The sequence below is a fragment of the Kiloniella spongiae genome (assembly GCF_001026905.1).
Lineage (GTDB): Bacteria > Pseudomonadota > Alphaproteobacteria > Kiloniellales > Kiloniellaceae > Kiloniella > Kiloniella spongiae.
Map to the genome: position 1 here is coordinate 317,665 of NZ_LAQL01000002.1, position 13,007 is coordinate 330,671.

Below are 13,007 nucleotides of genomic sequence, written 5' to 3' on the forward strand. Positions count from 1 at the left end.
ATGACGTCTCCATTAATTGAACGCATCTCGGACAGCTTTTTTAAAGATGACTCAAAGCCCTTTCGCCTTGATTCAGAATTCTCTCCATCAGGGGATCAACCACAAGCGATCAAAGAACTCTGCAGCGGCCTAAATGAAGGCGAACGGAGTCAAGTTCTACTGGGCGTGACCGGTTCTGGTAAAACCTTCACCATGGCACAGACAATTCAAGAGTTGCAAAGGCCTGCTCTTATTCTTGCCCACAATAAAACACTCGCGGCGCAGCTTTACACAGAGATGAAAGGTTTTTTTCCTGATAATGCCGTCGAGTACTTTGTCTCTTATTATGATTATTACCAACCCGAAGCCTATGTCGCCCGCACAGATACTTACATAGAAAAAGACAGTTCGATCAATGAACAGATTGATCGCATGCGACACTCTGCGACCCGCGCGCTTTTCGAACGAGATGATGTGATCATTGTCGCCTCTGTATCCTGTATTTATGGTATTGGGTCCCCTGAAACCTATGCACAGATGACCCTGAGCCTTAAGGCAGGGCAAGAGGTCGACATGCGCGATATCCTGAAGTCTCTGGTCGAGCTTCAATACGCCCGTAACGATATTGCATTTGGTCGCGGTACATTCCGAGTCCGTGGCGACACGCTAGAGGTTTTCCCTGCGCACTATGAAGATCGCGCCTGGCGGATATCCTTTTTTGGTGATGAAATTGAAACCGTCCAGGAGTTCGATCCGCTGACTGGGGAAAAAACAGCTGATTTGGAAGGCGTCAGAATATACGCCAACAGTCACTATGTGACCCCTCGCCCCACACTCTTACAGGCCGCAAAAGGGATTAAATCCGATCTCAAAGTTCAGTTGGAAAAGTTTAATCAGGAAAATAAACTGCTTGAGGCTCAGCGCCTGGAACAACGTACAATGTTTGATCTTGAAATGATCGAGGCAACAGGGGCCTGCGCAGGTATTGAAAATTATTCGAGATACCTCACCGGGCGCGCACCTGGCGAACCGCCGCCCACACTCTTTGAGTATCTCCCTGACAATGCATTGCTATTTGTCGATGAAAGTCATGTGACCATAGGTCAGCTCAATGGCATGTATAATGGTGACTTTGCACGTAAATCTAACCTTTCGGAATATGGTTTCCGTCTGCCATCCTGTATAGATAACCGACCTCTGAAATTCCAAGAGTGGGAAGCTATGCGTCCGCAAAGCGTTTTTGTGTCGGCGACGCCGGGTCCTTGGGAGCTTAATGAAACGGGTGGTGTTTTTGCCGAACAGGTTATTCGCCCAACAGGCTTGCTTGATCCGGTTTGTGAAATCAGGCCGACAGAAACTCAGGTCGATGATCTGATCAAGGAATGTAAAGATGTCGTCAGTCGTAACATGCGGGTACTTGTCACCACACTGACAAAACGCATGGCAGAAGATTTGACAGAATATCTGCACGAAGCACACCTTAAGGTTCGCTACATCCACTCTGATATCGATACCTTGGAAAGAATGGAGATCATTCGCGACCTTCGTAAAGGCGTGTTCGATGTTCTTGTTGGGATTAACCTACTCCGTGAAGGCCTTGATATTCCAGAGTGTGGTCTCGTCTGTATCCTTGATGCCGATAAGGAAGGCTTTTTGCGCTCAACCACAGCTTTGGTGCAAACTATCGGGCGTGCCGCACGCAACGTTGACGGAAAAGTTATCCTATACGCTGACAAGATGACACGTTCGCTAACCAAGGCCCTTGACGAAACAAATCGCCGCAGAGAGAAACAGCAAGCCTATAACGAAGAACACGGCATCACACCTGCGTCTGTCCGCAAACAGATCGGCGATATACTCGGTTCTGTGTACGAAAGCGACCATGTTACTGTTGATCTCAAAGACACAAGTGATAGTCATCGAGTTGGGCATAATCTCAAATCCTACATCGACGATCTGACGAAACGTATGCACGAAGCTGCCGCAGATCTGGAATTTGAGGAAGCGGCCAGAATTCGCGATGAAATTAAGAAGTTACAGGATGATGAGCTTGGCCTCTCACACACTTCTAGCGGCAATCTATCTGATCGTATGGCAATGGCTGAAGCAAAATCCAAAAGCAAGAAGTATCGTAAAGGTAAAAAAGCTTGAAGACATAACCATGCTAAAAACATCGACCGCCCGATGTGCGGGTTAAACTTCCAAACTTCTTCACGCGATGATATCCTGCGATTAACTACTGGGTAGAATATATGACTTTGTCTATGACTGACAGCCTTCCAGAGTTCGAATTCTGGCAGGATTTATCAGCCTTTAACAGGCTAAGTACGGCCATCTGGGTCTTTGACATAGAAGACCATAATATCTGGTGGGGGAATGAATCCGCGCTCAAATTCTGGGATGCCGATACTCTTGACGATCTGGTTCAGAGAAATTTTTCAACGGACTCCAGTTCGGTAAGAAGACGTTTGCATGAAATGTTTGAAACGTCTGCACAAGGAGATCGAGTAGAAGAAAACTGGACGCTCTATCCAAATGGCCAACCACAAATGGCTATTCTAACCTTCACACCAATTTTGATCGAGAACCGGAAAAAAGCTCTTCTTATCGAAGCCACGCCACAGATAAAAGACGAACCGGATCACAGAACAAAAAGAATCTTAGAAGCGGTCAGACATACCCCTCTGATGATTACAACATTTGATGGTGACGGCAGTTTATTGGCGCAAAACCCTGCCGCGGCAAATACTTATAATATTCAGGAAAAATCAACGACGATAGAAGACCGTTATAACGACCCTGAAATCCGCAAACGTATTCTGGATCGCCACGACACCCCCAAGCGCTTCAAAAGAGATATAAAAGTATACACTGCCTTCGGAGAACGCTGGCATACATTGACGGCAGAAATGGGCCTTGATCCGGTTTCTGGACGACAGGTTATTGTCGCGACAGAAGAAGATATAACAGAGCGCGTTAAAGCACAGGAAGAACTAAGAAGACTTAATTTGAACCTGGAACAACGTGTTGCTGAACGCACACATAAATTAACTATCGCAAGACAAGAAGCCGAGAATGCCAACAAATCCAAGGGAAATTTTCTGGCGACAATGAGCCATGAACTCCGCACCCCTTTGAATGCAATTATTGGCTTCTCTGACATGTTAGAGCATCAGATTTATGGCCCTGTAAACGCGAAACAAACAGCCGCCTTGAAAGACATTCATTCCAGTGCCCAGCATCTATTGGAATTGATAAACGAACTACTTGATGCCTCTACGATTGATAGTGGAGAACTAAAGCTATTTGAAGAATATTTTCAGCACGACGATATCGTTGATTATTGTCATGCCGCCTTTGAACTTGAAGCAATGAAAAAAGATCAAACTCTCATTGTTGAAAACAATGCAAAAGACATATTGATCAAAGGTGATTCCAGGCGCTTTCGCCAAATATTGATCAATCTACTTGGCAATGCCTTTAAATACACTCCCGAAGGTGGATCTGTCTCGTTACATATAGATTATGATACGGACAACAATCTTCTCTTCCAAATCAAAGACACTGGTATTGGCATCGAAGAAGCCCGCCTTCCAGATATTTGCAAAGCTTTTACCCAAGTAGCCTCTTCTTCCTGGGCAGCAGGAAAGGGGGTCGGGCTTGGTTTGTATATTGCATCACGCTTAATAGATGCCCATGACGGGACGCTCACCATTGCAAGTCAAATAAACCAAGGAACAACCGTTAAAGTCTTAATCCCCAATACCCGCCTGAAAGAAACTTAATTGGCGTTCTCATCCTAGTCGCCACAAGAATTTTATCTTTATTCATGATCATCGAATACAAAGTAATTTTTTTCCTCGTGAATAAACAAGCAATTGATTTTTCCCTTGCCCACCTCACATAGAAGAGAAGCTAAGGAGGATCGTATTTTGAGTGGAACAACAAAATCAGACGGAGATAACGCTTGGGCAAGCAAACTGGACGAAGAAACGTACCGGATTGCACGTCAAGGCGGAACGGAACAGGCTTTTGCCAACAAATATCATGATTGCAAAACACCAGGAACCTATCACTGCATCTGCTGTTCAGAACCTCTTTTTCATTCAAGTTCAAAATATGATTCTGGAAGTGGCTGGCCCTCATTTTATACGCCCATTGGTGACGGCTATGTCAGTGCCAAAGAAGACCATTCGCATGGAATGCACCGAGTAGAAATTTTGTGTGCCAAGTGCGATGCTCACCTTGGTCACGTTTTCCCTGACGGACCAGAACCCACCGGGTTGAGGTACTGTGTCAATTCAGCCTCTCTAAACCTGAAAGCTGAACCAAAACCCGATAAATAAGGCCGAAATTTGACAATCCTTTAGATAGGCTATTGAAATACACCTCAATGAGGGGCATTTAATGGCCTGTATTCTCTCGCTGTATAGGCCGAGAGAGATCCGGCGCGTACATTAAAGAGTGAAATACATATGACAGCAACAGCATTTCTGGCAGCAGGCGGTGGCCTCGTCCTATTAGCAGTAGGCGGTGAAGTCCTCCTCCGTGGCGCTCTGGGAATTGCTCGGAAGCTTGGCATTTCACCTATGCTTATTGGCTTGACCATTGTGGCCTGCGCAACTTCAATGCCAGAGCTTATGGTTACGCTAGTTGCTGGGCTTGATGGTGCGACCGATATCGGGGTTGGTAATGTTATCGGATCAAACATCGCAAATATCCTTTTGATCCTCGGGGTTGGTGCACTGATATCACCACTGGCGACAAAACCCTGTGATGTCATGCGCGATACAATCGCAATGTTGATTGCGACTGCGATTTTTATGGGGTTTGCTTTTCTTGGCACTTTCACCCTTTGGCATGGTGTCTTTATGCTCGCCGCTCTTACATTTTACATCTGGCGAAGCTACTATCGCGAAAAAAAATGTAACCCAAAGGAAGAAGCTGATCCCGAACTTGCCGAGGAGCTGGAATCTGCCCCTGGTTCAGTGCCCGTTTCAATCCTGCTTCTTCTCGTGGGTGTAGCAGGCCTTATCATTGGCTCTGATTTACTTGTTGATGGTGCTGAAACCATCGCACGGGCGGCTGGTATCTCTGAAACAGTAATTGGTGTGACCCTTGTTGCCTTGGGAACATCACTTCCTGAACTAGCAACCGCCATTGTTGCTGGCCTACGCGGACATACCGATGTTGCCTTGGGTAATGCGCTAGGTTCAAATATATTTAACCTGCTACTGATTCTGGGTGTTCTGTCAATTGTATCCCCTTTTACGGTATCCCAGGCGGTTATAGAGTTTGATATGTGGGTTATGGCCGGTGTTAGCCTGTTGATTATTCCTACCATGTTCCATGCTGGTAAGATCTGCCGCTCAAAAGGCATCTTCTTTATCGCCCTTTATGCGGCTTACATTCTCTATCAATTCAAAGACAAGCTCTTCTTTGCTTAACGTCTTTCTGACTTAACGATGAATACTCTATCTATCTGTGCAAGAATTGCTTTTGACCAATAGAAGCACAAAGCGTAGATTGCGTCCGAGAAATTGCCCCTTGATACGGGCTTGAATAAGACATTTTAAACGAAAAGGAATGTCGGGATGACATCCGAAAAATCAGCGATTTCCGGAAGCCAGTTAACAGAGCAGAAACTAGCTGTGCGAGACCTTACTCTCAGCTGCAACATTGGACTAACAGAAGAAGAGAGGCTTCGCCCTCAGAGGCTGAAAGTTAATCTTGAGCTAACATTAAATCCTTTGCCAGTCCTGAACGACGAGATTGATGAGACCATCAACTATGGCACTCTGGTGAAGAAGGTTAGAAATGTATGCCTGCAAACCAAAGTGAAACTCTTGGAAACTCTTGCCAACGACATCTCTGAAACCTGCTTCTTTGATGACCGTATTAAAGCAGTTCATATGCGCATCGAAAAGCTTGATCGCTATCCTGATGTCGCTGGTGTAGGTATTGAAATTACACGGCGCCGATCCTGATCATAAATACTTTAAAACACGCAAGGCCAGAAGAAATTCTGGCCTTTTTCATATCTGAAATTGTTCGAAACTTTAATCTTTGGCAACGACTCGCGATGCGATAGTTTTCTCCTCTGATTCAGCTCTTATTTATTTCCACTTTGAATAAAACCTATAGGAATCAAAGAGATTTAATTCTGAGAATCCCTGACTTGTGCACAGGAGAAATCTTTCTGTAACCGTCAAGCCATAAAAAAGAATTTTTTTTATACTTTGAAGCGTTGACTTTAAATTCAACAACAAAATCAAATAGTTACAAAATATGCCTATTTTTTAAGCAGCTTATTGCAATGCTAGTGTTTTCAAGGGGTATACGCTTAGGCCCACAAGATAGCCACAAAGTTATCCACAGGATCCGTGGATATAATTTATCGCGGATTCACTACGAAAAAACAGTATGTGATACGAATCCTATAGGTTCTAAAGAGTCCCTCTCAAGTGTTAATAAAGTGTTCTTGACCTGTTCCGCTTTAAAGGTCATCTAAAGTATCGTTTCTTACTCATTCTCTTCTTAGGTTATCGGTAAACTGTTACATTAAGCCTGAGAGAGTCAGATCAGTTCATCAATTAAATCGGCCATGACAAAAATACCTTCACGCAAAGCAAGAAAAAAAGACCCTTCACAAGGCGGAAAACGATCCGCAATGGCCGCGCGTGAAGATCAGGAGCTGACATCCTCCAGCACCCCGCTTGATACAATGCCAGGTTTGTCTGAAGACACCATTAGTTGGGAAGCAGGCACACAGTCAGAATCTGAACAACCTTCTGGTACCAAAAATATCGAAACCGGAATCAGCATTATTGCTGATGTTGTTAAAACCCTGCCCGGATCACCCGGTGTTTACAGAATGATGGATAGCGAGGGAAATCCTCTCTATGTCGGCAAAGCAAAGAATCTCAAGAAACGTGTTGTTTCCTATACTCGGGTTGATCAACTTCCTTACCGAATAAAGCGTATGGTTTCTGAAACCCGATCGATGGAAATCGTACAGACCAACACCGAAGCCGAAGCCCTCCTGCTGGAAAGCAACCTGATCAAACGGCTTGCCCCGCGCTACAACGTCCTACTCAGGGATGATAAATCATTTCCCTATATCCTGATTACCGGGGATCATGAGGCACCACAAATCACCAAACACCGTGGTGCTCAGAAAAGAGACGGTCAATATTATGGCCCCTTTGCTGATGCAAGGTCCGTAAACCAGACCATAACAGCTTTGGAAAAAGCATTTTTACTTCGCTCATGCAGTGACGGTGTTTACACCAACCGCACACGACCTTGTCTGATGTATCAAATCAAACGTTGTTCCGCTCCTTGTGTTGGCCGTGTTTCCTTATCCAATTACGCATCCCATGTGCGTGAAGCCGAGAGTTATCTGAGCGGTTCATCATCCGAATTTCAAAAGAAGATGGCTATGAAGATGCAAACCGCAGCTGAAGAGCAGGATTATGAACAAGCAGCGGTATATCGTGATCGCATTCGCGCCCTTACAGCTATTCAATCCAAGCAGGAAATAAATATAACCGATCTAGATGATGCTGATGTTTTCGCGCTTTTCGAGAAGGCCGGACAATCTTGTATTCAGGTGTTTTTCTTTCGCGCGGGCCGAAACTACGGAAACCGTTCCTATTTCCCCAAACACGATAAAACCATTGAGGCAGAAACGGTTCTCACATCATTTATTGCCCAGTTCTATGCCAACAAGCCTGTTCCTAAGCTGGTGATGGTTAGCCACAAGCTCCCCGAAGCACCTGTCCTTGCCGAAGCGTTGGGCACAAAAGCCGGACGCCGCGTGGAAGTTACACAACCATCCCGGGGGCCGAAAAGAAAACTAGTTGAAAATGCAACCGTCAACGCCCGCGAAGCTCTTGCTCGTCGCATGGCAGAAAGTGCTAGCCAACGCCGACTACTAGAAGGCTTATCGGACATGTTGTCTCTAGAGGCAACACCAGAACGGATTGAAGTTTATGATAACTCACATACACAAGGATCCGAAGCTTATGGTGGTATGATCGTTGCTGGCCCTGAAGGCTTTATGAAAAAAGCCTATCGGAAGTTTAAAATTCGCGGTGACAAACCACAGGACGATCAAGGTGACAAGGCACCCGCGGCTTATCAAGCGGGTGATGACTACGCAATGATGCGAGAGGTTTTGACTCGCAGACTATCAAGAAGTTTGAAGGAAGACCCAGACAGACAAACTGATCAATGGCCGGATCTCTTGATACTCGACGGAGGGCAAGGGCAGTTAACCGTTGGCATAGAAGTTCTGGAAGAGTTGGGATTGACCGACATTCCAATCGTTGCCATTGCAAAAGGACAAGACAGAAACGCTGGCCGCGAAAGAATTTTCCTTCCTGACCGCCCTTCCTTTCTTGTCGATCCCAAAGATCCCGTTCTCTATTTTATCCAGCGGTTGCGTGATGAAGCCCATCGATATGCTATTGAAACCCACCGTAAGGGACGAACCAATGCGCGTTTAAAGTCTGTTCTTGATGGTATTCCCGGCATTGGGGCCAAACGCAAAAAAGCACTATTGTTTCGCTTTGGTTCAGCAGACGCAGTTGCCCGGGCAGGTGTGGAAGACTTGGCAACGGTCGAGGGGATCAGTCGTGTGGTTGCACAATCAATTTATGATCACTTCAACACCGAATAAATTCCCTATTCCGCTACTTTTTATTCCGTAACTTTCTATTCCATAGTCGCCATCACCTTATTTGATCTATAACATAGCAACAGCCTTATCTGGGCGTTATATAGCTTGTAATAACTTACCAATACGTCAGAGGATTTATTATGAAGGTTTTTGGCCTTGCAGGTTGGAGTGGTAGCGGCAAGACAACTCTTCTCAAACAGTTGATCCCGGCTTTGGTCAAGCGTGGTTTGAAAGTCTCAACATTAAAACATGCGCATCACAAGTTTGACGTCGACAAGCCAGGTAAAGATTCTTACGAACATCGCGAGGCCGGGGCCAGTGAAGTGATGATTTCATCGGGAAATCGCTGGGCTCTGATGCATGAACTACGAGATGAAAAAGACCCCACACTGGAAGAGTTAATTCCCCATATGACGCCCGTGGACATTCTTTTAATCGAAGGCTTCAAACGCGAAAGCCATAAAAAGCTGGAAGTTTTTCGCCCTGCCCTTGGCAAGCGAATGCTTCACAAAGATGACCCTAACGTTATAGGTGTAGCTACAGATGACGAAGAAATAGATACTTCACTGCCTGTCATTAATCTCAATGATATTGAAGCGATTGCTGATTTTATCTGTCTGTCTTGTGACCTTCATGACAAAATCAGAAAGGCTGCGAACTAATGGCTCAACTTTCGGATGATTGTTTTGCTCATGGCGGCAAGTTAATGACAACAGCCGAAGCTCTTTCCCTGTTGGAAGAAAAGCTTCAATGCATAACGGCAACAGAAACGGTATCCATTGTTGAGGCTTTGGGTAGAGTATTAGCTGACGATATTATCTCTCCTTGCAACGTACCGCCGCATGATAACTCCGCCGTTGATGGCTATGCGGTATATTTTGAAGATTTAAATGATGCATCTGCAACCACTCTGCCAATTAGCGACCGTATAACCGCCGGAAGCCATGTCAGGGAAACACTTCGCAAGGGTACCGCAGCACGAATCTTTACAGGCGCCCCCATGCCACTCGGTGCAGATACCGTATTAATGCAGGAAGACTGTGCGCTTGAAGAAATCGACAAAGTCTCTATCCCCGTCGGTATCAAATCAGGATCAAACAGACGGTTTGCTGGTGAAGATGTAGAAAAAGACTCTATCATTCTCGAAGCAGGGCGCACAATACGACCACAAGACATGGGCCTGATTTCCGCAGTCGGCATAGCAACCATAAAGGTACGCAAATCTCTGCGCGTTGCTTTTTTCTCGACTGGCGATGAACTCCAAAACCCAGGCCGTCAGCTTGAAAGTGGTCAAGTTTACGATTCAAATCGCTATACAATTAATGGCCTATTAAAAAATTCAGGATGCAATGTAACAGATCTCGGTATTCTTCCTGACAACCCAGACCTGATCCACAAAGCTCTGGAAGGTACGATCAACCAGTACGACCTTGTATTGACATCAGGCGGCGTGTCCGTCGGCGAAGAAGATCACGTGAAGCAAGTTGTCGAATCTTTAGGCTCGCTTCATGCCTGGCGATTGGCAATCAAACCCGGTAGGCCAATTGCTCTGGGACAAATAGGTTCAACAGCGTTTGTAGGTCTCCCCGGTAATCCGGTGGCTGTCATTGTCACCTTCTCGAACTTTGTCCGACCCCTGATAAATTTGCTTTCTGGTGCAGATAATACGCCCCCCAAGACCTTTCCTGTTGTTGCCGCCTTTTCTCATAAGAAAAAGAAGGACCGTCGGGAATGGGTACGTGTCCACCTGAAAGAAAACCTTGCAGGACATTTGGAAGCACATAAATATCCCAAAGAAGGTGCGGGCATTCTCTCATCAGTTTGCCATTCCGATGGCTTTGCTGTCCTCAGTGAAGATATACTATCCATCAAGCCGGGAGAGATGATTTCCTATTTGCCGTTTAACGAGGTTGCTCTATGAAAATTCTCTATTTTGCCTGGTTAAGAACAACAATTGGTAAACCTCTCGAAGAAATCACACCTCCTGAGACAGTAAAAACAGTAAAAGACCTTCTGGATTGGCTACCTTCTCTTGGCGAGAACTATTCTATAGTTCAGGAAAAAAGCGACCTGCTACGTATTGCCATTAATCAAGAATATGCCAATCTTGATCAGGAAATTAAGCAAGGTGACGAAATTGCTCTCTTCCCGCCGGTAACGGGGGGATAAAAATGATCAGGGTGCAAGAACACGATTTTGATGTCGGGCAAGAAATCAAAAATCTCACCAATGGAAATCACGCCATCGGTGGCGTTGCTTCTTTTCTAGGACTTGTCAGAGATATCGCCAGCGACGCAGAAATATCAGCCATGACCCTTGAGCACTATCCTGGCATGACTGAGAAGATGCTCACGGAGATAGAGGCAGAAGCAAATCGTCGCTGGGAACTGGATGCCAGCCTTATTATTCATCGCTATGGACGCATGGAGCCTGGCGAACAAATTGTGTTGGTCATCACCTGTAGCAAGCACCGCAAGTCAGCTTTTGAAAGTTGCGAGTTCCTGATGGATTTTCTAAAGACAAAAGCCCCCTTTTGGAAGCTGGAAGAAACACCTGAAGGAGGCAAATGGGTTGATGCTCGCGATAGTGATGACACAGCCGCTTCTCGCTGGATAGAAAAGTAGCCTTGTTTCCTCATCCATAAGAATAGCACAGTGTCTGCATAGAGCACGGTGCTATTCTTAGATTTACATAGCTATAACTATTTTACGGGACCTACTCATCGGACGCCTTATAGTACTGGTTCACGAACCAATTGGTCATAGGCAAGCAAGAGATCCTTTGTAATGTCTCCCGGGGTAAATTTATACTCACCAATTTCAGAAACAGGGGTCACTTCAACCGCTGTACCCGTCAAAAAGACTTCCTGCGTTTTTGCGAACTCTTCTGGCATAATAGCCCGCTCAACAACATCATAGCCTTTTTGCTTTGCCAGCTCGATCACTGTACGTCGCGTAATACCATCGAGAAAACAATCTGCAATTGGTGTATGAATTTTTCCGTCTTGTACCAGGAAAACATTCGCCCCTGTCGCTTCAGCGATCTGCCCACGATAATCGAGCATCAAAGCATCATTATAGCCTTTGGCTTCCGCAGCATGCTTGGACAGTGTCGCAATCATATACAATCCCGCAGCTTTGGAATGAACAGGTGCTGTGGCCGGATCAGGACGACGCCATTCAGCAAAATCCAACCTTATCCCTTTCAAGCGATCTTCAGGAGAAAAGTACGACGGCCAGTCCCAAGCGGCAATAGCGACATGAATTCGGGATTTTTGCGCCGACACAGCCATCATCTCACTCCCCCGCCATGCAACAGGTCGAAAGTATCCATCAACTATGTTATTGGCATCCATGACTTTTTGTGAAGCCTGATGTAACTCCTCTACAGAATAGGGAACATCAAATCCTAGAATTTTTCCAGAACTAATCAGACGTTCATGATGCTCCTGTCTTTTGAAAATACGACCATTATAGGAACGCTCTCCTTCAAAGACACTACTTCCATAGTGAAGACCATGACTAAGAATATGAACCTTGGCATCTCTCCATGGGATAATTTCACCGTTGTACCAAATAAAACCGTCGCGATCATCAAATGGAAGCATAGCCATAGCTTTCGTGTTAAAGGTGGTATAAAGTTCGTTTTTGCGTTGTTTCTATTTTTTCACTCAAAACTCTTTTGTGTAAAAAAACGGGCTCATCGCAATTTTATTGCAAATAAATATAGATAAACAAAATTTAAAGTTAACTATATTTAAAATCAGATAATACTAATTCGATAGATAAGTCAACATGACTGACATAAAATCCGGCCCGAACCCTCTTTTCCTCCGCACAGATGAAATCATGCAGGCAATTGAATTGTTGTTTTTTGCATACAGAGATTTCACAGGAGAACCCGATGAGTTATTGGCAGAATACGGCTTTGGACGTGCTCACCACAGAGTTATACACTTTGTGGGCCGTCATCCCGGCATAACAGTTAGCGAGTTATTGTCGATTCTGCAGATAACAAAGCAATCATTATCCCGAGTTCTTTCGCAGCTCGTCACAGAGGGCTTTATCAAGCAAACACCCGGCGAAATTGATCGTCGCCAACGGCTGCTGGAATTAACAGAAAAAGGGTTAGAGTTGGATGAAAAGCTATTTAATGTCCAGCGCCAAAGAATCGTGAAGGCTTACAAAGAGTCTGGTGCAGAAGCCGTTGCGGGCTTTAGATCCGTATTAATGAATATGATGGAAGAAAGTGATCGCCCGCGCTTTACGAAAAAGCTACATTCCCCATCTAGCCGGCGCTAGAGATCGTTAAAACTTGAATTCCAATATGTTAGGTTACAGAATTA

At 45.3% G+C, this 13,007-nt stretch carries 12 protein-coding genes; 11 read left to right on the forward strand and 1 reads right to left on the reverse strand.

What is annotated here, in order from left to right:
- From uvrB to WH96_RS01515, 10 genes are all read left to right on the forward strand, one after another.
- Positions 1 to 2,130: an excinuclease ABC subunit UvrB gene (uvrB, locus tag WH96_RS01470; protein ID WP_047762348.1), complete on the forward strand. Its 2,130-nt coding sequence runs from the start codon at positions 1 to 3 to the stop codon at positions 2,128 to 2,130.
- Positions 2,131 to 2,243: 113 nt separating this feature from the next.
- On the forward strand, positions 2,244 to 3,764 hold the full coding sequence (locus WH96_RS21010; RefSeq protein ID WP_162200098.1) for a PAS domain-containing sensor histidine kinase: 1,521 nt from the start codon (positions 2,244 to 2,246) through the stop codon (positions 3,762 to 3,764).
- A gap of 147 nt (positions 3,765 to 3,911) precedes the next feature.
- On the forward strand, positions 3,912 to 4,325 hold the full coding sequence (gene msrB / locus WH96_RS01480) for a peptide-methionine (R)-S-oxide reductase MsrB (protein WP_047762349.1): 414 nt from the start codon (positions 3,912 to 3,914) through the stop codon (positions 4,323 to 4,325).
- Positions 4,326 to 4,454: 129 nt separating this feature from the next.
- Positions 4,455 to 5,426 carry a calcium/sodium antiporter gene (locus WH96_RS01485; protein WP_047762350.1) on the forward strand — a complete coding sequence of 324 codons (972 nt, stop codon included), beginning with the start codon at positions 4,455 to 4,457 and terminating at the stop codon, positions 5,424 to 5,426.
- A gap of 147 nt (positions 5,427 to 5,573) precedes the next feature.
- The gene (locus WH96_RS01490) at positions 5,574 to 5,966 is read left to right on the forward strand and encodes a dihydroneopterin aldolase (RefSeq protein WP_047762351.1); all 393 of its coding nucleotides are present in this window, start codon (positions 5,574 to 5,576) and stop codon (positions 5,964 to 5,966) included.
- A 737-nt stretch (positions 5,967 to 6,703) separates the two neighbouring features.
- Positions 6,704 to 8,662 carry an excinuclease ABC subunit UvrC gene (uvrC, locus tag WH96_RS01495; RefSeq protein ID WP_407060091.1) on the forward strand — a complete coding sequence of 653 codons (1,959 nt, stop codon included), beginning with the start codon at positions 6,704 to 6,706 and terminating at the stop codon, positions 8,660 to 8,662.
- Positions 8,663 to 8,802: 140 nt separating this feature from the next.
- A complete protein-coding gene (gene mobB, locus WH96_RS01500) occupies positions 8,803 to 9,324 on the forward strand; it encodes a molybdopterin-guanine dinucleotide biosynthesis protein B (protein ID WP_047762352.1) in 522 nt (173 codons plus the stop codon).
- A complete protein-coding gene (gene moeA / locus WH96_RS01505; RefSeq protein ID WP_047762353.1) occupies positions 9,324 to 10,583 on the forward strand; it encodes a molybdopterin molybdotransferase MoeA in 1,260 nt (419 codons plus the stop codon). Before mobB ends, moeA begins: the two co-directional genes overlap by 1 nt.
- Positions 10,580 to 10,831 carry a molybdopterin converting factor subunit 1 gene (gene moaD, locus WH96_RS01510; protein ID WP_047762354.1) on the forward strand — a complete coding sequence of 84 codons (252 nt, stop codon included), beginning with the start codon at positions 10,580 to 10,582 and terminating at the stop codon, positions 10,829 to 10,831. The genes moeA and moaD overlap by 4 nt, the downstream gene beginning before the upstream one ends.
- A gap of 2 nt (positions 10,832 to 10,833) precedes the next feature.
- A complete protein-coding gene (locus WH96_RS01515; RefSeq protein WP_047762355.1) occupies positions 10,834 to 11,286 on the forward strand; it encodes a molybdenum cofactor biosynthesis protein MoaE in 453 nt (150 codons plus the stop codon).
- A 107-nt stretch (positions 11,287 to 11,393) separates the two neighbouring features.
- On the opposite strand, the gene WH96_RS01520 is transcribed toward WH96_RS01515, so the two are convergent.
- Positions 11,394 to 12,275, reverse strand: coding sequence for a branched-chain amino acid aminotransferase (locus tag WH96_RS01520; RefSeq protein ID WP_047762356.1), 882 nt, complete (start codon positions 12,273 to 12,275; stop codon positions 11,394 to 11,396).
- Between the two features lie 181 nt (positions 12,276 to 12,456).
- Here WH96_RS01520 and WH96_RS01525 point away from each other — a divergent pair, with 181 nt between their 5' ends.
- Positions 12,457 to 12,963, forward strand: a complete 507-nt coding sequence (locus WH96_RS01525; RefSeq protein ID WP_047762357.1) for a MarR family winged helix-turn-helix transcriptional regulator — start codon at positions 12,457 to 12,459, stop codon at positions 12,961 to 12,963.
- Positions 12,964 to 13,007: the final 44 nt, after the last annotated feature.